This window comes from Streptococcus sp. E29BA, assembly GCF_041807805.1.
GTDB classification, from domain to species: Bacteria; Bacillota; Bacilli; order Lactobacillales; family Streptococcaceae; genus Streptococcus; species Streptococcus entericus.
In genome coordinates, this window is the sequence record NZ_JBGTZA010000019.1 from 20513 (window position 1) to 45403 (window position 24891).

A 24891-nucleotide genomic window follows, 5' to 3' on the forward strand; every position below is an offset into this window, starting at 1 on the left:
TCTCCTAGTTTACTTTTTCAAGTAAATCTTATCAATTTGATGGTTATCGCTTTTATGAAGAATGAGCTCGGCTCGATTTCTGGTTGGCTCGATGTAGTGCTCCAGATTGACCAGATTGATGGTTTTCCAGATGTTTTTGGCAAATTGCTGAGCATCAGCCTTATCCCAGAGAGAAAACTTGTGGTAGTAGCTGGTCGTGTCTTCTCTGGCACGATCCAGGTGCTTTTCAAAACGTTCCAGGTACCAGTTTTCGATAATTTGGCTATCGGCATCGATGTAGATAGAAAAGTCAAAGTAATCGCTCATGTAGAGCCGATTGTTTTGCTGGTTTTGAAAGACGTTAATACCTTCAACAATCAGAAAATCAGGAGCATCAATCGTTTGGACTTGGTCAGGCACGATGTCGTAGATGTCATGAGAGTAGACAGGCATGGTTGCTCTGCCATTATTTTTTACCGTATCAAGAAAATTCAGCAAGCGTTCCATGTCGTAACTCTCAGGGAAGCCTTTTTTGTTTAGGATATTATTGGCGATAAGATACTCGTTGGGGTAGAGAAAGCCGTCCGTTGTGATGAGCTCGACCTTACTTTTTTTATAGGTGCGTTCGAGAAGCAGCTGGATTAGCCTGCTGGTGGTTGATTTGCCGACAGCGACACTACCTGAAATCCCGATGATAAAGGGACGGCTATTCAAGCGTTCCTGTAAGAACATGCTTTTAGAGAAGTTGAGGTTATCTTGATTGTGTTTATAAATCTGAATAAGATTGATAAGCGGGAGATACACTTCGCTAACTTCCTGAATGGTGATGCTGTCGTTGAAGCTTTTGATGGCGTTGAGTTCATCTTCAGTTAAGGGAACATGGCTTTTTTGATGGAGCGTTTTCCAATCTTGACGTTCAATTGGGGTAAAGTTGATTAATTCCTGCATGGCTAATCCTTATTAAGTTTTTTGCATGTTTTTTTTATTATAGCATGATTTCATCAAAACAAGCCTATAAAAATGCCACCATATTCTGCGAATAATACGTCTCTATTTTTGAGGGGACTGATTGGACGAGGATAGGGTTAAGGATCTGGCAATTTGGCTTGTTCTGGTTTAGGAGTGACATGTCTTGAACAAATTTTTAAGGCTTAACTTTGCAAGCCTTTTTCTCCATAGTGTTTGTTGTGAAGAAAACGTTGTGAAACTGGTTATTTTCTTTAAAATATGCTATAATATGGCAGAATGTTACTCTTATTTAGGAGTAAAAACGGTAAAGAAAGTGTAAATAATGTCAGAGAAAGATTTAGAACAATTAGCACAGGAGTATGACGCCAGCCAGATTCAGGTTTTGGAAGGCTTAGAAGCTGTTCGGATGCGTCCAGGGATGTATATCGGGTCAACCTCCAAAGAAGGCTTGCACCATTTGGTCTGGGAGATTGTTGACAACTCCATCGATGAGGCCTTGGCTGGTTTTGCGAGTCAGATTGAGGTGTTTATTGAGCCGGATAATTCCATCACGGTTGTTGATGATGGTCGTGGGATTCCTGTCGACATCCAGGAAAAGACAGGTCGTCCTGCGGTGGAGACGGTCTTTACGGTACTCCATGCGGGGGGTAAATTTGGCGGTGGTGGCTACAAGGTATCAGGTGGTCTTCACGGCGTTGGGTCATCTGTTGTAAATGCCCTCTCCACGCAGCTTGATGTCAAGGTTTATAAGAACGGCCAGATTTACTATCAAGAATACCGCCGTGGTGATGTGGTGGCCGATTTGACGGTCATCGGTGAGACTGACCGCACGGGGACGACGGTGCATTTTACGCCAGATCCTGAGATTTTCACAGAAACAACCGAGTATGATTTTGCCCGTTTGGCTAAGCGTGTTCAGGAGCTGGCCTTCCTCAACAAGGGCTTGAAAATCGCTATTACCGACAAACGTGGTGAAGACGAGGAGACCAAGAGCTTCCATTACGAGGGTGGGATTGCCAGCTACGTCAGCTTTATCAATGAAAATAAAGATAATATCTTTGAAGAGCCGATTTATACTGATGGGGAGCTGGATGGTATCTCTGTTGAAGTCGCGATGCAGTACACCACCGGTTATCATGAGACGGTGCTCAGCTTTGCTAATAATATCCATACCCACGAGGGGGGAACCCATGAGCAAGGCTTCCGCACAGCTCTTACCCGTGTCATCAATGATTATGCCAAGAAAAATAATATTCTCAAAGAAAAAGATGATAACCTGATGGGCGAAGATGTCCGTGAGGGGCTGACAGCAGTTATTTCAGTCAAGCATCCGCATCCGCAGTTTGAGGGGCAAACCAAGACCAAACTTGGTAACAGTGAGGTTGTCAAGATCACCAATCGTCTCTTTAGCGATGCCTTTAACCGTTTCTTGTTAGAACACCCACAGATTGCTCGTAAAATCGTCGAAAAAGGTATCCTCGCTAGCAAGGCGCGGATTGCGGCCAAGCGGGCGCGGGAGGTCACACGAAAAAAATCAGGGCTTGAAATTTCCAACCTGCCTGGGAAGCTTGCAGATTGCTCGTCCAACGATCCGACCCAAACGGAGCTCTTCATCGTGGAGGGTGATTCGGCTGGTGGTTCAGCTAAGTCAGGACGTGATCGTGCTTTCCAAGCCATTTTGCCGATACGGGGTAAGATCCTCAACGTCGAAAAGGCAACCATGGACAAAATCCTTGCCAACGAGGAAATTCGGACTATTTTCACCGCTATGGGAACAGGGTTTGGGTCGGACTTTGATGTGTCCAAGGCACGCTACCAGAAACTAGTTATCATGACCGATGCCGATGTTGATGGTGCTCACATCAGAACCCTGCTCTTGACCTTGATTTATCGCTTTATGCGCCCTGTTTTAGAGGCGGGATATGTTTACATCGCCCAGCCACCGATTTATGGGGTTAAGGTTGGTAGTGAGATTAAGGAGTACATCCAACCGGGAGCCGACCAGGAAGAACGGCTCAGAGAGGCAGTTGCCAAATACAGTCAAGGGCGCTCTAAACCAACAGTTCAGCGTTATAAGGGTCTGGGGGAAATGGATGATCACCAGCTCTGGGAAACGACGATGAATCCAGAAAAACGTTTGATGGCACAGGTGTCTGTCGATGATGCTGCTGAAGCAGACCGCATTTTTGATATGCTGATGGGTGATGACGTCGCTCCTCGACGTGAATTTATCGAAGAAAATGCTGTTTACTCAACGATTGATATCTAAAACCCTTTGTCAAAGCCATTTAAATATGCTATAATCGTAATGATATAGACTAAAATTAATATTCTAAGGAGAATATATGCCTATCAAACAGAGCGGAATTATACTACTGATTGTAGCCATCATTTTGATTGCTATCGTGGGCTACCTTGTCAGTGTATTTGTTAGACGGAAAAATGACGGTATTATTGCCGAATTAGACAAACGAAAAGAAGGGCTGATGTCCCAGCCAGTCTCTGATGATATCGAAGCGATTAACCAGCTCCAGTTGGTTGGTCAAAGCCAAGAAGAATTTGATTCTTGGAAGGAACGATGGGCTATTTTAACAACAGAGACATTTAAGCAGTTGGAAGAGGACATAGAAGAGGCTGAAGTTTTTAATGACACCTTCCATTTCTTTAAAGTAAAAAAATCAGTGGAAGCTATTGATGCACAGCTTAAAGAGACGGAGACGGAATTATCAAATATTCGTCAAGGGTTAGTAACTCTCAAAGAACAGGAAGAAAAAAATAGTGCACGTGTGAAGTATGCACTTGACCTGTATGAAGAGTTGCAGGAAGGCATTTCCTCAAAAGAGAGCGAGTTTGGTCCTGCTCTTACTGAAATCAACAAGCAATTATCAAATATCCAAACCGAGTTTTCTCAATTTGTAGCCTTGAACACATCAGGGGATCCACTCGAAGCAGCAGAGATCTTGGAGCGTGCTGAAGAGCACACCATTGCGTTGGGTCAAATTAGCGAAAAGGTCCCTGGACTAGCTAAAGAGCTACAAGATAGACTAGCAGATCAGCTAGATGACCTGGAAACAGGTTATGCGAAACTCTTAGAAGAGAACTATCATTTTGGAGACCAACCGATTGAACAGCGTTTCCAGACCATTCGTGAAGCCATTACAGCTGGGAAAAATGATTTGGCTGGTTTAGAGTTAGACAAAGCAGAGGCAGGTATAGAAGACATCCAAGCACGTCTTGATAGCCTTTATGAACTCTTCGAGAAAGAGATTGCTGCTCAACGAGAAGTGAAAAGACTTATCCGTCGCTTGCCATCTTACTTGGAGCATGTGAAAACTAATCATAGCAAGTTACAAGAAGAAATTCTTCGCTTGCAACAGTACTACATTCTGGATGATGCAGATAGCAGTACCCTGAAAGGGTTAAGCCGTCAGATTGAAAAATTGGAAGAAGGCTCATTGGCGCATTTGGATGACAGTCAGTTGCCAGAAGAACCATTCTCAACTTTGGAAATGCGTTATAGCACGGCAGTGAAAGGGTTAGAAGGTATCGAGCAAGAACAGTTATCTCTGACGACTCATCTTAAAGAGATTGATAAAAAAGAAGTAGAAGCTCGTCAGCTGATGGAGCAATCTATCAACCGTCTTCATATCATTAAACGTTTTATAGAAAAACGCCATATGCCAGGTGTGCCACAAGAATTTCTGAGCATTTTCTTTACCACTAGCTCACAAGTGGAAGCGCTCATGGCTGAGCTTGACCGCCATCGCATCGATATTCAGGCAGTCAATCGTTTGACTGAAGCCTCTGATAGTGCCATGGCTAAGCTTGAAGAGACAGCTTATACCGTTGTCCAGTATGCTACCTTGACCGAGCAATTGTTACAGTATTCAAACCGCTACAGAAATTTTGACAAGAATGTCCAAGCTAGTTTTGAAGCAGCTCTTCATTATTTTGAGGTTGAGTATGATTACCGTGCAGCCTTCGATGAAATTTCCTATGCTTTGGAAATTGTTGAGCCAGGAGTGACAGAACGGTTTGTAACGTCGTATGAAAAAACGAGAGAAATGATTAGATTTTAATAAAGGGCTGGAATTTTCCAGTCCTTTTGTACGCAATGAACATCATGTCACAATAAAAAATCAACCTTGTAATGGTTGTTAACTAAAGAACAATTATTTGAGCATTCTAATCTAATTGTGCTATAAGTTCCTCATTGATCGTAAAAATAAAAAGGCTGACCGATAATGCCAACCTTCTATGGTAATGAATCAAAGGTATAAAGGATTCAGGCAGTCGACAGAGGAAGAACATATTTTCAGTGTAAGAAAAGTTCAGTAATAGCCGCTTTTTGACTGGGAATTAAGAGGTGGTTTTCAATGAAAAGGGGCAGTTCTGATGGTGACACCCAGCGGTAATCAGCTGTTTCTTCGATTTGTAATTGGACTGCCTTTTTATCGTTTGTCGTCATGGCTTGAAAAATATGGAAGTAGCAGTGGTAGCGATCGTCAAAATAGGTGTTGTAAAGTGACAGTTTATCGAGGCTTAGTCCAGTTTCTTCTAAGACTTCTCGCTTAATAGCCTGCTCTGCCATTTCGCCCGCTAGGGCAGAACCACCACAAGAAAATTCCCAATAATTAGGGAAACTCGCTCGGCTAGCAGCGCGTTTGACAAAAAGTAAACTCCCATCTTCATGGCAAACCATGGCTTCAACAACTAGGTGATAATACCCGTCTGGAATGGGCTCTCCTCGGGTCAGTTTCAAATCAGCAAGGGTACCATCAGCTAGGTAAGCATCCCAAATTTCTGTTGTCATTTTTGCTCCTTTACTTAGTTGATAGGGAAGTCAATGATAGCAGATGGCTTAGCCTCTGTCAAGAGGCTTGCCGCTTGTGTGAACTTAGTGTAGACTAAAAAGAGAGGTTTGCTCGATTTATGCTTGTTAATAGAGTGATTTTCATAAGTTAATCTAATTGCCAAGATAGGAGGTCAGTATGATTTATGTGATTTACCTTTTAGTTGTATTTTTCGCCACTTGTATCGGTGCTGTGACTGGCGTTGGGGGTGGCGCCATTATTAAGCCGATTTTTGACAGACTGGGTTATGATTCTGCTGTCGTCATTGGCGCTTATTCGTCAATCGCAGTTTTTACCATGTGTTTGAGTTCGCTGGTGCGTCAACTCCGTATAAAGCCAACTGTTGATTCAACGGTTTTAGTCGGTCTAAGTTTGGGCTCAGTCTGTGGTGGCTTTTTGGGAGAGCAACTGTTTCATCAGATGACCAGTAGTGTCCCGAATGAAACCGTCAAAGCCTGGCAAGCAGGACTTCTTATTCTTGTTTTGCTCTTTACCACCGGCTATCACATCAAAAAGGAAAGTCTCCCCACCTATCGTGTCAAGAATGCTTGGTTGATTATTTTCTTAGGTCTTGCCATCGGGATGTTGTCGATTTTTTTAGGCATTGGAGGTGGGCCACTTAACATCGCTGTTCTCGTGATACTCTTTTCGTATACGGTCAAAGAAGCCGCCATGTATTCTCTGGCTATGACTTTCTTTGCACAATTGCCCAAGATTGCCTTAATCGTTTGGAAATGGCAGAGCTATGGAGTTATCCTTGGCTTTGTTGGTCTGCTGATAGTCGTTGCCGTTGCTGGTGGAATGATTGGGACATGGGGACATCGCCGCTTGACTGATAAGCAAGTAAATGGACTATTTTTAGCTTTGACGATTGCTGTAATTGGTATTAGTGTGATGAATTTAGTGACTAATCTCATCTAACCAAACAGCTTTTTCCAGAGCGATTTTTTGGTAGGCTGAGTAGGCTCATCGACAAAGTAGTCGGGATAGAGTTCCTGTACCTCGATTTCTGATAGCTGTTCAGCCTTATCTGTATGAAGGACAAACCCATAAGGCGACTGTGCCTTATCCTCATCAACAACTGTTGCTTGGATACCAATTGCTTGAGCAGCTTTTAGGTAAGATATTTCAAGAGCGTTATCCAGACGAGCAGAGAGCTTTAGGTGAAGGTGGGCGTATTTTCTGTGATAATCTTGCAGAACGGTGTCAAGATTCTTGATGAAGACGGGGTGCTGAGCGTTAGCTATTGTCCCTAAAAGCACCACCCGTTCAGCAAATGTGCCGAGGTAGTGCCTCTGTTGGTCAGGGTCAAGCCGATGTTCGCCTGTTGCCATCTGTTGAATTTTTTGGTCTAATGTCATTAGTGTCTCCTTATGATGAAATCACTAACTATTATACACGTTTTTAACTTTTTACGGACTTTTAAGATTTTGATTTGATTATCTGGCCATTTTATGATAAGATAAAAAGGTAACAAATTAAAACTCATAAGGAGAGTCAATAATGTCAATTATTACTGATGTTTACGCTCGCGAAGTCCTCGACTCACGCGGTAACCCAACTCTTGAAGTTGAAGTTTATACAGAATCAGGTGCATTCGGACGCGGTATGGTACCTTCAGGTGCCTCTACTGGTGAGCATGAAGCAGTTGAGCTTCGTGATGGCGATAAGTCTCGTTACCTTGGTCTTGGTACTCAAAAAGCGGTTGACAACGTGAACAATGTCATCGCTGAAGCGATTATCGGTTTTGACGTTCGCGACCAACAAGGTATCGACCGTGCGATGATTGCTCTTGATGGTACACCTAACAAAGGTAAACTTGGTGCTAACGCTATCCTTGGTGTGTCTATCGCTGTTGCGCGTGCAGCTGCGGACTACCTTGAAGTGCCACTTTACAACTACCTTGGTGGTTTCAACGCTAAAGTGTTGCCAACACCAATGATGAACATCATCAATGGTGGTTCTCACTCAGATGCTCCTATCGCTTTCCAAGAGTTCATGATCATGCCAGTTGGCGCACCATCATTCAAAGAAGGTTTGCGTTGGGGTGCTGAAGTCTTCCATGCCCTTAAGAAAATCCTTAAGTCTCGCGGTTTGGTAACAGCTGTTGGTGACGAAGGTGGTTTTGCACCTAAGTTTGAAGGCACTGAAGACGGTGTAGAAACCATTCTTGCTGCGATCGAAGCTGCAGGCTATGAAGCTGGCGAAAACGGCATCATGATTGGTTTTGACTGTGCCTCATCAGAGTTCTACGACAAAGAGCGCGGTGTTTACGACTACACTAAATTTGAAGGTCCTGGCGGTGCCGTTCGTACGTCTGCTGAGCAGGTTGACTACTTGGAAGAGTTGGTTAACAAGTACCCAATCATCACCATCGAAGATGGTATGGATGAGAACGACTGGGATGGTTGGAAAGCCCTCACTGAGCGTCTTGGTAAACGTGTACAATTAGTTGGTGACGACTTCTTCGTGACAAACACTGACTACCTTGCTCGCGGTATCCAAGAAGGTGCTGCTAACTCAATCCTCATCAAAGTTAACCAAATCGGTACACTTACTGAGACTTTTGAAGCGATTGAAATGGCTAAAGAAGCTGGCTACACTGCTGTTGTTTCTCACCGCTCAGGTGAAACTGAAGATTCAACCATCGCTGACATCGCTGTTGCGACAAACGCTGGTCAAATCAAAACAGGTTCACTCTCACGTACAGACCGTATCGCGAAATACAACCAATTGCTTCGTATCGAAGATCAATTGGCTGACGTTGCTCAGTACAAAGGGATTAAGTCATTCTATAACTTGAAAAAATAGTATGTAAGGGGTAAAACCTTACTATACCAGCACTTTGGGGCGGTTTCCCAAGGTGCTTTTTTCAATTTGTTACCCCTTTGTTACCCCAAAAGCTGATTTTTGGTGCAGAGAAAGGGCAAACCCTGGATAGCATTAAGCAGCTAAAAGCCAAACGGCAAGCTGTGATAGATTTAATCAACAGACTAGACAGCCCTTTACACCGTGAAATCTTGCTTGTAAGGTACAGAGACGGTATAAAATGGAAAGACTTGCCCCAAAGTTTGAATTTGCCAGATACTGATATTCGCAGACTGCATAAGCAGGCCATCGAGGAACTGGATAGGGTGGAGCGTGACCTTAAAAAGGGCTAAGATTAGGCTAAGGTTGTCATAGGCCACACAAAGCCACGAGAACAGGGGAAATTAGGCGATTAGCTACCTAGTCAGAGAAATAGGCACGCACCGCCTAAAATCGCTATACGGCCTTTATATGGCGTTTATAGATGGTGCAAGTTTTAGCTTTTAATTTTCAGTAAAATATGCTATAATTTGTTATCAAGTCGCATAGCCGACACCTGCCCACAAGAGCAAATCTGGTAGAGAGCTATCTTGTGAGGGATAGACTTTCCGTGTTGATTATACTAGTCACTACAACATGTTAGCCCTTTTGGGCTTTTTTGATTAAATCACTTGACACGTATGACACGTATGATATAATAGAGTTGTCAGGAGCTAGAGTACTATGCCGATGACACAAAAAGAAATGGTTAAGCTCTTGACCGCTCATGGTTGGATAAAGACCAAGGGTGGCAAGGGGTCGCATATCAAGCTAGAAAAGGCAGGAGAGCGACCGATAACCGTTCCCCACGGTGAAATCAATAAATACACCGAACGGGGTATTAGAAAGCAAGCAGGGCTACTATAAGCTAGCCCTAGGTTTTCTTTGGATTTTGCAGGAGGTAGCACATGTTAGTAACTTATCCAGCTTTATTTTATTATGACGATACAGAGGGCGAAAATACAGTCCCTTACTTTGTACATTTTCCCGATATTGAGGGGGCAGGTACACAAGGAAGTAGTATTACAGATGCTATGGCGATGGGAGCAGAATATCTAGGTATGATGGTCTCGCATTATATCGAGAACGGCGAGCCAGTACCTCAACCATCAAGCATTAACAGCCTATCCTTGATTGATAATGACCCATTCAAAGATGATGCCGATTTTACCTTGACTTATGACCCAGACAAGTCTTTTATCTCGCTTGTGACTGTTGATGTGGCGGAATATCTAGGACAGCAAGAGCCTATCAAAAAGACCTTAACAATCCCAAGATGGGCGGATAAGGTGGGGCGTGAGTTAGGGATTAACTTTAGTCAGACCTTAACTAAGGCTATTGCAGAGCGAAGATTGCAATCCTAAGCCTAGCACCTGCTGGGCTTTTCTGCTATAATGCATCCAGACAACGATAAGCAGGATAGACTAAAAACACTAGGCAACACTAGAAATACAGTAGCGAGAGGTGCGTGAGTATGCTATGATGTTAATTGACAATCCTTAATAAATGTGTTACAATGTAACACAAAGAAACGAGGTAAACATCATGAGTACAGTAACCATCAGATTAAATCAAGAAGAAGAAGTCTTTTTCAAGAGCTATGCCCAACTCACAGGACAAAGCCTATCAAGTCTTTTTAAGAAAGCCTTGGAGCGTGATATTGAAGATGAGTATGATTTGAAAATCTATAAGCAAGCCTATGCAGAGTATCAAGCAGACCCTGAAACAATCAGCCATGCCGATTTTAAGAAAGAGCTGGGCTTGTAAATGTACCGTATAGAGTATTCAAAAAAGGCTCAAAAGCAGATTAGAAAGCTAGATAAATCTATCCAAAGGCTGCTTTTTGCATGGGTAGATAAGCATTTAGACGGTACAGAAACCCCACGAGCCAACGGTAAGGGTTTAACGGGTAATCATGCCAACGAATGGCGTTATCGTATTGGTGATTATAGGCTGATATGTGATATTCAAGATGACAAGTTAGTGATTTTGGCACTTGAATTTGGACATCGTAAAGATATTTATTGATACGGAGAAAATCAATGATAACTAATGGTGCTATTGGTAGTAACTGGCGAGATATTCAGAAAGAACTTTTGTCACTAGAGGAAATCCGAGAAAGTGATATGAGAGTTGCTATCATGAGTGAGCTTATCGAGGCTAGAAACGAAAAAGGTATCAGCCAAAAAAGCTAGAAGAACTTAGCGGCGTGAGCTAGAAGATAGCACAAAAACAGCGTAAAAAATAAATCTAGATGCAAAAAGAAAAGCACGTTTAATCGTCCTTTTCCCTTGCCTGCTGAACTCGTCAATTTGTTACCTATTTTTATTACCCTTTGCCTTTATTGTGTGTTACCCTAGTTTATCCATTATAGCTAAATTAGGTTTTTTAAAGGTTAAAATTAGGCTTGTTTTAGGCTGTTATCTACTATTGTTAATAACTTGAAAAAATAATCTGACATAGATTAAAAACAGTCTCGGTTTTACCTAGGCTGTTTTCTTGTAGATGGAGGAGAGATGGGAAAAAAGTGGTTGTTTTTTGATATTGGTTCGACCTTGATTGATGAAGAGTTCGCTTATAAGGATTTTATTAAACGGTGCGTACATCAGTTACAAGAAATTGGTATAGAGGTAGACGAGCAGAAGTTTTATGATAAGATGCTGCAGTTTGCCAAGGAAGGATCCGATCCAATAACAAGTGCTTGGAATTTCTTTGCTCCATTTGATTTGGAACGTCCAATGTGGTCTCATGCATTTGAAACGGTCTATCCAGGTGTTGTAGACATGTTGGCAACATTAACAAAGACTTATAGCCTAGGTATTATTGCCAATCAAGGTTTAGGCTTGCAGGGACGTTTAGAAGGGTGGAAGATACGTCCATACTTTGAGTTAGTAATTGCCTCGTCCGATGTAGGGATGAAAAAGCCAAATAAGGAAATATTTCAATATGCTCTCACTAAGGCAGGCATTTCAGCTAAACAGGCGATTTATATCGGAGATCGGATAGATAATGATATTATTCCTGCCAAAAAGATAGGAATGCGAGTCATCCGTGTCTTGCAAGGCTTTGGGCAATATGCACCTGAAAATATGCAACAGACAAGCGATATCTGTATTGCAAGTATCTTAGACTTACCTGCTGTTTTACATGGGATGACGAATTAGTTGAGGATTATCCGTTTTTTCATATTAGGATAAGGGTTAGTAAATCTAATAACTTTCTTTTGGACCGGCTTTAAATGAGTTGGTCTTTTTGTCTAGAAAAGCTAGCCGTTTCAAGGAAGAAACGGTAAAGTGCTGTCTTATGGTTTTTGCTAACAATAGGATCGTGAATTTGGTATAATAGTATCATGATGGAACAAATATGGACTCTTCTAAGCCATATACTTTTTATTTATGTGATACATGGCTTATTACTAGAAAAATAAGTCAATGTTAGTGGAACGTCTAGGAGATTTATCCTAGGCGTCTTCTTGTTTTTAAAATAATCGATTATCACAAGCTTTTGCTGCTGCCTTCAGGAGTGATTGTGCCTATTTGAATTGAAAGAAGGTAAATACTCTAGCTATTTTATGCTATAATTAAGTCATGAACGATAAAATTGTACCAAGTTATGCGGTCGTTGATTTGGAGGCGACGGGAACGGGTTCTACTGCGAGGATTATTCAGGTAGGTATTGTCATTATTGAAGAAGGGAAAATCGTGACAACCTACGAGACGGATGTCAATCCTCATCAGTCTCTTGATAAGTCTATTGTAGCATTGACAGGAATTACAGATGAGCAGCTGGCAGTTGCTCCTAATTTTTCTCAGGTAGCTAAGACCATTTATCACTTACTTGAAGATCGGGTTTTTGTCGCCCACAATGTTCATTTTGATGCCAATTTATTGGCTGAGCATTTATTTTTAGAGGGATTTGAATTACGAGCGCCCCGTGTTGATACGGTTGATTTGGCACAGGTTTGTTTTCCGACGCTTGCAAAATATAGCCTTGAAAGTCTCAGTCAAGAGTTAGGTTTGTCTTTAGATGCCGCCCATACGGCGATTTCTGATGCTCTGGCGACTGCTCAGCTATTTTTGAACATTATAGAGGTGTTACATCAATTGCCAAGGCAAACCCTGACGAGTTTGTCAGGGCTTGCTCATCATCTCTTGTATGAAACGGGTCAGGTGATTGAGTTAGCCTTGGCACAGGCTTCGTCTAGAACACAGCCTCATCTGTGGGCTGTCGACAACTTGCTAATCAGACAACCGATCGTGTTGCCTCAGCCTTTGCCGTTGGAAGAGGAATTTAAGGCTAATCTTAAGCGTTTGGGGCTAGAGGATCGGTCAAAGCAATCTGACTTTGCGGCAGTGGTGTCTTCAGAATTAGCAAAGACAGCTCCTGTCTTTATACAGGGTGAGGCGGGGCTGGGGAAAACCTACGGTTATCTCTTGCCCTTGCTAGCAGCTGCTAAAGGGAGACAAATCGTTGTAGCAGTGCCTACAAAATTGTTACAAGAGCAGTTGATGACCAAGGAAGGGCAACGATTGTCGCATGTTTTTCAGATACGTTTGACCAGCATAAAAAGTTCCAAACATTACCTTGATTTACAAACTTTTTCAGATAGTTTACAACAAGAAGATAGTAACCGTTTGGTTAATCTGTTCAAGATGAAACTTCTGGTTTGGTTACTTGAAACGACAACTGGAGATTTAGATGAGATTGGTCAAAAATTTGGCCTGGATGCCTATATTGACCAGTTTGGTCATTCAGGGCGCCTCAATGATTATTCTGTCTTTGCTGAGGCTGATTTTTGGCGACGTTGCCAGCAGAGTGTTCAAAATAGTCAAGTTATTGTCACCAACCACGCCTTCTTGCTGTCTAATTTGCAAGCTCAGCCAGACCTCCTAAAAGACAGGTTGCTGGTGGTGGATGAGGCGCAGCGATTTTTCCTCGCTATGGAAAGCAGCTCAAGGCGGCGTGTAGATATCACAAAGGTCTTAGTAACCATTCACCAACTACTGGGACAAGAACAGGACTTGCTTCACCGGCGTCTTTTGGAAAGTCTGCAACGACAGCTAAATCGGATGGTGACGACCTATTATCAGCACAAAGGCAGTGACGTAGGGCAACAAGTGATAGAAAGTTTGCGCCAGGATTTGGCCGAATATGACCAGATACATTTGCGCGACTTAAGAGAAGTTGTGGCAGGTTATGCTGATTTTTGGCTTGAAACGAGTTATCAAACTGGAAAACGTCAGACCTTTTTAGTCGGTGCGCACCTTGATTTTTTGAACATTAGTCCTCAGCTTCTACAAGCTGCCAAGGCTTATTTCATTTCAGCGACTATTGCGATTAGCAAGCGCGTGTCCTTGCCCGATCTCTTAGGTTTGCCTAACTCCTCTGTTCATTTGTTGGACAATGGCAGAGCAGCTAATCAGCACATTTGGGTCGACACCAGTATGCCGACACTGAAACAGGATAGTGATGAGCACTATCTCGATGCCCTGATTGCGCGTTTACGGCAGTTATCAGAACTGAACTACCCTATTCTCGTCCTATTAACCTCAAAACAGATGTTGCGAACCGTTTCAGACCGCTTAGCCGCCATCGACTTGCCCCACCTTGCTCAAGATTTGCATGGCAATGCCAGTGCCGTTAAACGTCGATTTGACAAAGGCGAACATCAAGTGTTACTAGGTCTAGGGACATTTTGGGAGGGATCAGATTTTGCTGATCAGGATAATCTGATTATTCTCATTCCGAAGTTACCGTTCGATAACCCTAAAGACCCATTCGTCAAGAAAATCAATACCCAGCTTAAGGAACAGGGGAAACAGCCTTTTTATGACTATGCCTTACCTCTAGCGGGTCTACGCTTAAAACAAGCACTCGGAAGAGGAACTCGCCGAGAATACCAACGCTCTGCAGTTTTAATCTTAGATAGTCGCTTGGTCACCAAGCCCTACGGTAAAGATCTGTTGAACATCCTAGAGCAGCAGGCAGAGACGACCCTTGAAAAAATTGAGAAAATCCTACCCCAAATTCAAGATTTTTGCTATAATAATAAGGATAAGCCAGATAAGGCTAAATAAACAAGGAGAGGGCTAATGAGTGAACGTTGGAATTGGTTTAAAACAGTCATCACTTGGCTAGGGTTAAGCCTAGTCCTGATGCTGCTGACTGGTTTAGTATTTTTTTATCTGGCGATTTCACCACGCCTGACCGCACAACATCAGTTGCAACACTTGGCAAGGGATTATGCTAAATTGACTGATGTGAGTGACGTTGCAGTGTTTAATGGCGCAGACACTTATTACAGCATAAGAGGGAAGGATGACAATGAACAGGACATTTTACTTCTCTTGTCAGATCATCAAGAACAGCCTGAACTGATCAGTCTTGACAACCTATTGAGTCATGAGGAACTCCTAAAGCGAGCTGAAGAGGAGGGGCTAGTGCCTCAACGAGTAGTAGCTGGTCGCCATAACAACCGACTTGTCTGGGAGATTAAAAGTCAGGAAAAATACTATATTTTTGATGCTGAGACAGGTGACTTAATCACCGTCTGGGGCTAGAGAAAGGAAGCGTATGACCAAGTTATCTGACCGTGTCCTGTCCATGCAGGAAAGTGTGACCTTGCAGGCAGCGGCGCGTGCTAAGAGTCTAAAAGCTCAAGGGCGAGATATTTTAGAATTGACCTTGGGAGAGCCTGACTTTGTGACCCCTCGGCATATTCAGCAAGAGGCGATGGCTGCGATTGAGAATGGCTCTGCTAGTTTTTACACCGTAGCGAGCGGTCTGCCAGCTCTAAAGGAAGCCATCAGTCGTTACTATGAGACCTATTACGGCTACTCTGTTGACCAGAATGATGTCGTGGTGGCGACGGGTGCCAAATTTATCCTCTATGCCTTTTTCATGGCGGTTATCAATGCTGGTGATGAGGTGTTGATTCCGACCCCTTACTGGGTATCTTATGCTGATCAGTTAGAGATGGCAGGAGGCAAACCTGTTTTTGTTGAAGCAAGACAAGAGCAGCACTTCAAAGTCACAGTTGACCAGCTAGAGCAGGCGAGAACGCAACAGACCAAGGTCTTGCTATTGAACTCGCCCTCTAATCCGACAGGGATGATTTACACAGCTGATGAATTGACCGCTATTGGAAATTGGGCAGTCGAACATGATATTCTGATTTTGGCTGATGACATCTATGGTCGCTTGGTCTACAATGGAGCGATCTTTACCCCTATTTCCAGCCTATCAGAAGCCATTCGTCAGCAGACCATCGTGGTCAATGGGGTGTCCAAGACCTATGCCATGACGGGTTGGCGCGTGGGCTGGGCGACAGGGCAGACAAACGTCATTGCTGCCATGAGTAAAATCATCAGCCAGACGACCTCTAATCTGACCACTGTCTCCCAGTATGCTACCATCGAAGCGCTGACGGGTGACCAAGAGCCAATTGAAGCCATGCGAGCGACTTTTGAGGAACGACTAAACACTATTTATCCGCTCTTGAATGAGGTGAAAGGTTTTGAAGTGGTCAAGCCAGAAGGAGCCTTCTACCTCTTTCCAGAGGTGTCAGAGGCCATGAGACTGAAAGGCTTTGATGATGTGACCGTCTTTACCAATGATATCTTGGAGCAAACAGGTGTCGCTCTGGTGACAGGAGCAGGATTTGGAGCTCCTAGTCATCTTCGCCTCAGCTATGCCACGGATATGGAGACCCTAAAAGAGGCGGTTAGACGATTGAGAGAATATATGGAAGAAATGTAACGAGCCACACCTATGACTAAATGAGTGGGTGCTGCGACGTTCTCACCTAGAAATCGAATCTATTTCTAGGTGAGAACTAGTGCAGAGCTTAGCCAAGTCCCCATAGGGATTGGCGTGTTAGCTCTGCCGTCCATACGACATCAGGAAGTATCAAAAAAGAAAAATCATTTTTGTAGAAAAGAGAAGATTATGACTAGAACATTAGTAACCATTAACCAAGTTAAAGACCATGTTGGTCAGGAAGTGACCATCGGTAGCTGGGTGGCCAATAAGTCAGGTAAGGGCAAGATTGCCTTTTTGCAACTGCGTGACGGGACTGCCTTTTTCCAAGGAGTTGCCTTCAAGCCAAACTTCATTGAGACATTCGGTGAAGAGGAAGGAACAGCGAAGTTTGACCTTATCAAACGCTTGAGCCAAGAAAGTTCTGTTTACGTGACGGGTATTGTCAAAGAGGACGAGAGGTCTAAATTCGGCTACGAGCTGGACATTACGGACATCGAGCTGATCGGTGATAGCCAAGATTACCCGATTACACCGAAAGAACACGGCACGGACTTCCTCATGGACAATCGCCACCTCTGGCTGCGTTCGCGCAAGCAGGTGGCCATTCAGCAAATCCGCAATGCTATCATCTATGCGACTTATGACTTCTTTGATCAAAATGGCTTTATCAAGTTTGACAGCCCGATTTTGTCAGGGAATGCGGCGGAAGACTCAACAGAGCTTTTTGAAACGGACTATTTTGGTCAGCCAGCTTACTTGAGCCAGTCTGGTCAGCTCTACTTAGAAGCTGGTGCCATGGCACTGGGGCGTGTGTTTGACTTTGGTCCGGTATTCCGTGCAGAAAAATCCAAAACCCGTCGTCACTTGACCGAGTTCTGGATGATGGATGCAGAGTATTCTTTCCTGACGCACGATGAATCTCTGGACTTGCAAGAAGCCTATGTCAAAGCTCTGATTCAAGGGGTGATCGATCGTGCACCGCAGGCTCTTGAAACTCTTGAGCGGGATGTGGACTTGCTGAAATCCTACATCGACCAGCCCTTCAAGCGGGTGTCTTATGACGATGCGGTGACGCTTTTACAAGCTCACGAAAATGACGAAGACGCTGATTATGAGCACATGGAGTATGGAGATGACTTTGGTTCACCACATGAAACCTGGATTTCAAACTACTTTGGGGTACCGACCTTTATCGTCAACTACCCAGCCAGCTTCAAGGCCTTCTACATGAAGCCAGTTCCAGGAAATCCTGAGCGCGTGCTCTGTGCCGACCTTTTGGCGCCAGAAGGCTATGGGGAAATCATCGGAGGTTCCATGCGTGAGGACGACTACGAGGCACTGGTTGCTAAGATGGATGCTCTTGGCATGGACAAGTCAGAGTACGAGTTCTACCTTGACCTTCGCAAGTACGGCTCAGTGCCACATGGTGGTTTCGGGATTGGTATCGAGCGGATGGTCACCTTTGTCGCAGGAACCAAGCACATCCGTGAAGCCATTCCATTCCCACGGATGCTTCACCGAATAAAGCCATAGGAAAATCGGTAAAGCATGGGTGCGACGCCATTCTCAGGCAACAAAGTCTTTCTTGAGAATGGCTAAGGAGTGGCATCGGATTGGGGATCTATAATCACGGTGAACAGTAAACGTGCAGAGACGGCAAGAATATTTAAAATATCTGATTAAACCTGTTTTAAAAGTTATCAAAATAGTAGTGTTAAGACTGAAGAGAATGCAAGATGGATTTTCTTCAGTTTTTTTGTATTTAATTTACTTATTTTTACTTATTTTTACTTATTTTTACTTATTTTTACTTATTTTTACTTATTTTTACTTATTTTTACTGATAAACACTTGACTTGTAATAAGAAAGCGAATACAATATAAATGATGATATAACAAACAGGAGGCTTTTGATGATTCAGAAGAAAAAACTCAGAAAATCTAAGGGCAAGTGGATTGTTGTCCTGTATTCGGCCTTGGCCTTGGGAGCAGCAGCTGGGCATGAGACTGTTTTAGCTGAAGGTTCTGCACCGCAACCACCTGCAAGTGGAGAAACAGGTGGCGTAACGAGTTCGGCGGGAACATCGGAATCACCAGAGACAGTGATACTGACAGCAACAGCTCAGCCATTGGCGACGCCAAATACCAATCATCTGAAAGCTGCAGAAGTGACAGCATCAGATGTTGAAACAGGTACGAGCTTTACAGCTGAAAAGGCAGTTGATGGCGATGCGACAACTCGTTGGGCGACTGATCGTAACCCTTCACAACCGAGCTTAACCCTGACCTTGCCTAACGATACGCACATTGAGCGAGTAGAAATCGATTGGGACAAGCGGGACAATGCTGGTAAGAATGCTCCTGATCCGAATGTTAGACGATGGCGCCTGTCTTATGCCACAAGTGATGCTACTAATGCTAATCCCGAAACAAGGGAGTGGCTTGTGGCCTATGAACGTTCAAGCGGGACACCAGCAGCAGAAGAGGTTGTTAATCTTGCTGCACCAGTGGTTGCTCGTTACTTAAAATTAGATATTTTAGAGTCAGTTCCAGGCACCATCAATTGGAACAACGTTGGGGTGCGTGAGGTGAGAGCCTTCTCAAATCCATCAGACAGTGCCTTGCCAACTCGCTTGGAGCAAATTGATGCCCTAGCGTTCAACGATACAAAGACTCAGTTAGTCTTGCCAGAGCTGACAGGAGTAGAGTTAATTGGTAGCGACAAGCAAGGGGTGATTGATTTAACTGGTCGTGTTTACCAGCCCTTGACTAATCAAACCGTTAAGGTTATGCTCAAACAAACCTTGGGAACTGCTGTTGCGACTAAGGAATTTGAGGTAGCAGTGACTGGTCGATACGCTGATGAGGGCGTTGGCACAAAACCAGCAGTTGTTCCCGTTGTCCAGCAGTGGCACGGGGTAGAGGGGATCAGCACGATTACAGCTGATACTGTGATTGTTGCTGATGATAGCAACTTTGGTAGAGCTGCTGAGCTCTACCGCGAGGACCTGCTAAGCCGTGGCTTAACCTTGTCAACGGGCGATAGCACAGCTGCTCAGCGGATCGAGTTCAAAAAAGTTAGCGACAAAGGCTATGGTCAAGAGGGCTATGGCATCACAATTAATAACGGTGTCATCACCATTGAAGCAGACCATCATACAGGAGCTTTTTATGCCACTCGCACGCTCTTGCAGCTGGGTGAAAGTAACTTGCAAAATGGTGAGATTCGTGATTTCCCAAGCTTCAGTCACCGTGGTTTCTTGCTAGATACAGGTCGTAAGTTTGTGCCATTTAACACCGTCGTTGAGATGTTGAAAAATATGGCCTACTACAAGATGAATGACCTGCAGTTGCACCTCAACGATAACTACATTTTCCTCAAAGAGCATATCAAGGATAAACATCTGACTCCAGAGCAAGAGCTGGACTACGTACTCAATAACGCTAGCACAGGTTTCCGCGCTGAGATTGATGTGGTTGGTGAAAATGGAGTTCGCCTAACGTCAAAAGACCATTATACGAAAGACGAACTCAGAGCCTTGGTCCGTCTGGCTGGTGATTTAGGCATTAACCTTGTACCAGAGATTGACACGCCAGGTCACGCCTTGTCCTTTGTCAAAGTCCGTCCAGACCTCATGTATAAGGGGGCATCTCTCCATCGTGGCAAACATAATGTTGAGCGCGTTGCGATGTTAGACTTGGGAGAAAAATATGACGAAACACTCGCTTTTGTCAAATCTGTCTACCAAAAACTCTACTTCGATGAGGATGCACCGCTCAAGGATGTTACAACTGTTCATATCGGAACGGATGAATATTATGGTGAGGGGGCTCACTACCGTCGCTACTTGGCAGACATGCTTCAATATATCAAGGAAAAAGGCAAAACACCACGTTTCTGGGGGTCACTATCCTTTATGTCAGGTGACCAAGCCATTGATGGTCGTGGAACGGAGCTTCAAGTCTGGAACGTGGGCTGGCACCATCCAAATCTTGCTCTGTCTATGGGAGCTAAGGTGATCAACATCACCGACAATCCAACCTATAGTGTACCGAGCGGTAGTGGTTCTGTCGGTGGTTACGGTGACTATGCTGGTTATACGACACAGTATGACCGCTGGACACCGAATGACTTCCGCACAGGTGGCGGTCCTGCCTATCCTGCCTCTCACCCTCAAATTATCGGTGGCGGTCATGCGGTTTGGAACGACAACATTGACCTGCATGAGACAGGTATTACTTCTTATGATGTCTTCAAACGCTTCTTTGTGACCATGGGTGTTACTGCTGAGAAAACATGGGGTTCCCCACGTTTAGCGACAGCATTTGCCAACCGACAAACCCTGCCTCAAGACCGTGTCTATGCCCCTGGAACCAATCCAGAGTTCCGCTCTGCCATTGACCATGCGACAATAACAAAAGAGAGTTTAGCTGACCTTCAAGGCGAAGGTGTTACAGCAGGTGCAGATGGGCTGGTCTTTGCAAACAACCATTCTTATCTGGAAACGGGATTAGGTCAAGTTGGACCTGATGTTGTGTTGACCTTGGAGGTGACCCCAACTGGTGAAGGTCCTCAAGGCATTTTAACTGATGGTCGAAATGCCATCTTCCTCTCAGACCAAGACGGTAAGCTGGCCTATATTAACGAGCACCTCCATATCCAATTTGACAAGACCTTGGAAGCAGGGCGCCGCTACAAAGTGACCTTTGTCACCAAGGAACTCAAAACAGATGTTTATGTCGATGATGTTAAGATTGCCCGTCTACCACAGGCGGCTCACCCAAATCTAGCCCACACAACCTTTGTCCTCCCGCTAAACTATATCGCTGGCTTCAAGGGAACGCTTCATCGCCTTGACTTGACTCACGATCCTTATGTGAGTCCATTGGTTGTTAGCCCTTCGGAAATAGCAGATCTGACCACTAATAGTCAGGATACCGAGCATGGTGGACAGATTGATAAAGCCTTTGATGGAAATTCAAGCACCATTTGGCATAGCCATTGGACAAATAAACAGCCACATTACACTGTTGATATTGCTCTGAAACAGCCAACTGCACTGCAAAGTTTGACCTACCTCCCACGCCAGTCTGGGACAAATGGGCATATTCGTCGCTATGAAGTCTACGCTAAGGTAGAAGGGCAGTTGACCAAGATTGCTGAAGGTCAGTGGGCAAATGATGCCGCTGAAAAAGTAGCTAATTTCACACCGCTGACGACCAACCATATTCAGTTGAAAATTTTAGAAGGAACAGGTGGCTTTGCTAGTGCTGCAGAACTGACCCTAAACAAAGTCCTAACTCAACCGGGAGAAACTGCTTCTCCTGATGCTACGGATGAACAGCCAGACAATGGGGTAAGTCCAGAAGCACCAAAACCAGCTAATCCAATTATCAAACAGCTGAGCAACCAGCAGACAGCAAGTGCTACAGGAAATAAGATTGTCTTAGAGGATGATGTTAAGGACTATCTGAAAACAGCAGAAGAAGGAACCATTTATGTGGAATATCGTGTACCACAAAATGCTCCAGCATTCTATAGTATTTTTAACGCCACCAGTGGCAACAATCAAAACCAGTACACTGTTTTGTACGCTAAAAACGGTCAAATCGGTGCAGAAATTCGCCCAAGCGTTACCATTGACCTAAATGCAGGAACTGAACGTGTGAAAAATGGGGAGTGGCATGCAGTAGCGATGACCTATGGAAAAAATCCAGAAAATGGTCAAAACACAGTAAAACTTTATGTCAATGGCGTGCTATCACAGTCTAAAGACATTGAGCCAGATGTGTTCAAGGCAATCACAAACTTAACTCACGCTCAGCTAGGTGCTGCCCAGCGCGTGAACGGTCCAGTTTGGGGAGTTGCTGGCATGGATATCAGGAACTTCACCCTCTATAATAAGGCTCTGACAGCTGAAGAGGTTGTTGAACGTTCAGAAGCCTTTATCCGTGTACCTTACGACTTACCAGCCAATCCAGGCGAGGTAGCGACAGCTAAGGCTGCCGTCTTTGAGAGCGGTCGAAATGGTCAGAAGAACAGAGATGGCGTGCATGCCTTCCGTATTCCAGCCTTGCTGAAGACGCTTGATGGCACACTGATTGCTGCTACTGACCAGCGCCATACGACATCAGGTGACTGGGGAGATATTGCAACGAGCATCAAACGAAGCACAGACAATGGTGCCACTTGGGGAGATACCATTAAGATTGTTGATTTGAAAAATAATCCAAATCCAGCCAATCCTAATTTTAACCCAATGACCATTGACCCAGGCTTGGTACAAGAACCAACGACAAAACGTATCTTTGCCCTCTATGATATGTTCCCAGAAATGCAAGGTGCTTTTGGGTTATCCAATCGTCGTCCAGCATCATACACAACAGTTGGAGAACAGTCTTATCTGAACCTCTATAAGGCCGGAGAGACAGCTGCTTATACCATTCGTGAAAACGGTGTGGTTTATACACCAGCTGGAGAGGCCACAGACTACCGTGTTAATGTTAATGACAATAGCCAACACTATGCTAACTTAGGGGATATTTATCAAGGAAATACTTTAATCGGTAATGTTTATTATCAGACCAACTCAAGCTCACCGTTTAAGGTTGCTCCAAGCATGCATATCTGGATGTCTTACAGTGATGATGATGGGGTAACTTGGTCACGACCAAAAGACTTAACAGCCAGTCTCAAGAAAAATAAAGAGTACATGAACTTTATGGGCATCGGTCCAGGCACAGGTGTCGTCTTGCACACAGGAGAGCACAAGGGACGTCTGGTTATCCCAGCTTATGCCACCAACTTTATTGGTAATTCTGCCATTAACAATTCGCAGTCATCAATGGTCTTCTACTCAGATGACCACGGCGAAACTTGGCATTCTGGAGAGTCTGTCAATGATAATCGTAGACTTGCTGATGGCACGGTTCTGAATTTGCGAGATATGGATAATCGTATCGAACAAATGACAGAAGCAACGTTATTGCAACTAAATAATGGTCACCTCAAAATGTTCATGCGCAATCTTAAAGGTAAGGTGCATATGGCGACTAGTTTGGATGGCGGAGCAACGTGGCAAAATGACCTTGAAACCTTGATTGATGTTCCGGACGTTTATGTTCAGCTATCTGCTGTTCGTGTAGAGCGTGATGGTAAGGAATATGTGGTGCTTGCCAATGCCAACGGTCCAGGTCGTACCAACGGTCATGTGCGTCTGGCGGAAGTCACAGAAAATGGTCAGTTGAACTGGATTAACCATCGTTTGATTCAAGATGGTAGCTTTGCCTATAACTCTCTGCAATACTTGGGCAACGATGAGTTTGGCTTGCTCTACGAACATAGTGAAGGCGGTCAGAACGATTATACCCAGTATTATCGCAAGTTCAACTGGACATTCTTGACCAGCCCTGAACCAAAATTGCCAGATAACAACGTGACATCTGTTGTTTTTGAGGACGATACGACTGCTTTGATTAGCTTTGACTATTCTGTTCTACCAACCAATCGTCCAGAATTATTGCTTTCAAACGGTAACCGTGCAACCTTCATTGACCAGCGAAGCGGCAATACCTTGGCCTACCGCATTCAGCCAACGGATAAAGGGAAGCTAATTTTAGAAGTGGTCAATGGTGATATTAGTAATATCAATGGGCATCGTGTCAATGTTGTGACAACACTTGATGACACGAATCGCAATCAACTAAGTAAGATTGATAACAAGTTGCTTGCAATCACAGCAGGTCGAGCAGAAGCATGGCAACCAGGTGCTGAGCCAGATAAACTACTTGATGGCAACAAGGCAACTGTTGCTGAGCTCAAGTGGGACATGTCATCCAACTATGTTAACGGCGCTTATCCAGAAGCTTGGCGGTTACCACAGACAGTGACAATCACCGTTAAAAATGGTCAGCCACTTGACCTTCACGGGTTATTGATTAGTAAGCGTATTAACAATAATGGTACGTTGACCAAGTACCAAGTTGAAGCTTTCCGAGGTGATGAGACTGTCTATAGCTCTGGTGAACTTCTTGTACCGTATGAACAGGCGGAGGTCAGCCACGGATTTGGAGAAGCAGGAGTTAAAGCAGATCGTGTGGTGTTGACGCTGCTAGAAGCCAAGCAAACAGCTGGAGGACCAGCAACGCCAACCATGCTAACCTTACGTGAATTAGCATTATTTGGTTCACAGATAAGTGCTGAAAGTGATACAACAGATACCGACAGCAACACCGGCGGCGACCAAGATGGTAACACGGAGACCAACACAGGCGAACACACCGGTGCAGACCAAGAAGGTAGTACCAGCTCAGACCATGGTGATTCAGATTCTGGCAATCAATCAGACGATCCAGGTCAAAATCCAGGCACACCAGGCGATTCAACTGATTCAAACACAACCCCAGGCGATGACCAGAATAATGGTGGCAGCCAAGGCGATAACGCCGATAACGACTCAGGTGATAACACCGATACTAACCA

18 protein-coding genes and 1 pseudogene are annotated in these 24891 nt (G+C 44.3%); 16 read left to right on the forward strand and 3 right to left on the reverse strand.

What is annotated here, in order from left to right; genetic code table 11:
* Positions 1 to 9 precede the first annotated feature (9 nt).
* Positions 10 to 927, reverse strand: a complete 918-nt coding sequence (gene coaA, locus ACERC8_RS06055; RefSeq protein ID WP_373659001.1) for a type I pantothenate kinase — start codon at positions 925 to 927, stop codon at positions 10 to 12.
* Between the two features lie 343 nt (positions 928 to 1270).
* Between coaA and gyrB the strand changes: the two genes are divergently transcribed.
* Together gyrB and ACERC8_RS06065 are read left to right on the forward strand one after the other, a co-directional pair.
* Complete coding sequence (gene gyrB / locus ACERC8_RS06060; protein ID WP_373659002.1) at positions 1271 to 3217, forward strand: DNA topoisomerase (ATP-hydrolyzing) subunit B; 1947 nt, start codon at positions 1271 to 1273, stop codon at positions 3215 to 3217.
* A gap of 76 nt (positions 3218 to 3293) precedes the next feature.
* Positions 3294 to 5027 (forward strand): septation ring formation regulator EzrA, encoded by a 1734-nt coding sequence (locus ACERC8_RS06065; RefSeq protein WP_373659003.1) that lies wholly within the window; start codon positions 3294 to 3296, stop codon positions 5025 to 5027.
* Between the two features lie 236 nt (positions 5028 to 5263).
* On the opposite strand, the gene ACERC8_RS06070 is transcribed toward ACERC8_RS06065, so the two are convergent.
* A complete protein-coding gene (locus tag ACERC8_RS06070; RefSeq protein WP_018368573.1) occupies positions 5264 to 5761 on the reverse strand; it encodes an NUDIX domain-containing protein in 498 nt (165 codons plus the stop codon).
* Positions 5762 to 5939: 178 nt separating this feature from the next.
* Between ACERC8_RS06070 and ACERC8_RS06075 the strand changes: the two genes are divergently transcribed.
* The gene (locus tag ACERC8_RS06075) at positions 5940 to 6722 is read left to right on the forward strand and encodes a sulfite exporter TauE/SafE family protein (RefSeq protein ID WP_373659004.1); all 783 of its coding nucleotides are present in this window, start codon (positions 5940 to 5942) and stop codon (positions 6720 to 6722) included.
* Here the strand turns inward: ACERC8_RS06075 and ACERC8_RS06080 are convergent.
* Entirely contained in the window at positions 6719 to 7162 is a 444-nt protein-coding gene (locus ACERC8_RS06080) for a DUF1694 domain-containing protein (protein WP_373659005.1), read from the reverse strand. The two genes, ACERC8_RS06075 and ACERC8_RS06080, sit on opposite strands and share 4 nt — an antisense overlap.
* 142 nt (positions 7163 to 7304) lie before the next feature.
* On the opposite strand from ACERC8_RS06080, the gene eno reads away from it, so the two are divergent.
* From eno to ACERC8_RS06145, 13 genes and pseudogenes are all read left to right on the forward strand, one after another.
* A complete protein-coding gene (gene eno / locus ACERC8_RS06085) occupies positions 7305 to 8612 on the forward strand; it encodes a surface-displayed alpha-enolase (protein ID WP_018368570.1) in 1308 nt (435 codons plus the stop codon).
* A gap of 77 nt (positions 8613 to 8689) precedes the next feature.
* Positions 8690 to 8962: a hypothetical protein gene (locus ACERC8_RS06090; protein WP_373659006.1), complete on the forward strand. Its 273-nt coding sequence runs from the start codon at positions 8690 to 8692 to the stop codon at positions 8960 to 8962.
* Positions 8963 to 9332: 370 nt separating this feature from the next.
* Positions 9333 to 9515, forward strand: a complete 183-nt coding sequence (locus ACERC8_RS06095) for a type II toxin-antitoxin system HicA family toxin (RefSeq protein WP_373659007.1) — start codon at positions 9333 to 9335, stop codon at positions 9513 to 9515.
* A 41-nt stretch (positions 9516 to 9556) separates the two neighbouring features.
* Positions 9557 to 10012: a type II toxin-antitoxin system HicB family antitoxin gene (locus ACERC8_RS06100; RefSeq protein WP_373659008.1), complete on the forward strand. Its 456-nt coding sequence runs from the start codon at positions 9557 to 9559 to the stop codon at positions 10010 to 10012.
* 181 nt (positions 10013 to 10193) lie between these two features.
* Entirely contained in the window at positions 10194 to 10415 is a 222-nt protein-coding gene (gene relB / locus ACERC8_RS06105) for a type II toxin-antitoxin system RelB family antitoxin (protein WP_373659009.1), read from the forward strand.
* Positions 10416 to 10676, forward strand: a complete 261-nt coding sequence (locus ACERC8_RS06110; protein ID WP_373659010.1) for a type II toxin-antitoxin system RelE/ParE family toxin — start codon at positions 10416 to 10418, stop codon at positions 10674 to 10676.
* A gap of 17 nt (positions 10677 to 10693) precedes the next feature.
* Positions 10694 to 10863, forward strand: a pseudogene (locus ACERC8_RS06115) (transcriptional regulator); the annotation flags it as partial.
* Between the two features lie 301 nt (positions 10864 to 11164).
* The gene (locus ACERC8_RS06120) at positions 11165 to 11812 is read left to right on the forward strand and encodes an HAD family hydrolase (protein ID WP_373659011.1); all 648 of its coding nucleotides are present in this window, start codon (positions 11165 to 11167) and stop codon (positions 11810 to 11812) included.
* Positions 11813 to 12235: 423 nt separating this feature from the next.
* Positions 12236 to 14725 (forward strand): bifunctional DnaQ family exonuclease/ATP-dependent helicase, encoded by a 2490-nt coding sequence (locus ACERC8_RS06125; protein ID WP_373659012.1) that lies wholly within the window; start codon positions 12236 to 12238, stop codon positions 14723 to 14725.
* A gap of 15 nt (positions 14726 to 14740) precedes the next feature.
* Positions 14741 to 15208 carry a DUF5590 domain-containing protein gene (locus tag ACERC8_RS06130; protein ID WP_373659014.1) on the forward strand — a complete coding sequence of 156 codons (468 nt, stop codon included), beginning with the start codon at positions 14741 to 14743 and terminating at the stop codon, positions 15206 to 15208.
* Positions 15209 to 15221: 13 nt separating this feature from the next.
* Positions 15222 to 16406 (forward strand): pyridoxal phosphate-dependent aminotransferase, encoded by a 1185-nt coding sequence (locus ACERC8_RS06135; RefSeq protein ID WP_373659015.1) that lies wholly within the window; start codon positions 15222 to 15224, stop codon positions 16404 to 16406.
* 189 nt (positions 16407 to 16595) lie between these two features.
* The gene (asnS, locus tag ACERC8_RS06140; RefSeq protein ID WP_373659016.1) at positions 16596 to 17942 is read left to right on the forward strand and encodes an asparagine--tRNA ligase; all 1347 of its coding nucleotides are present in this window, start codon (positions 16596 to 16598) and stop codon (positions 17940 to 17942) included.
* Between the two features lie 380 nt (positions 17943 to 18322).
* A partial coding sequence (locus ACERC8_RS06145; protein ID WP_373659018.1) for a family 20 glycosylhydrolase occupies positions 18323 to 24891 on the forward strand: 6569 nt, incomplete at its 3' end.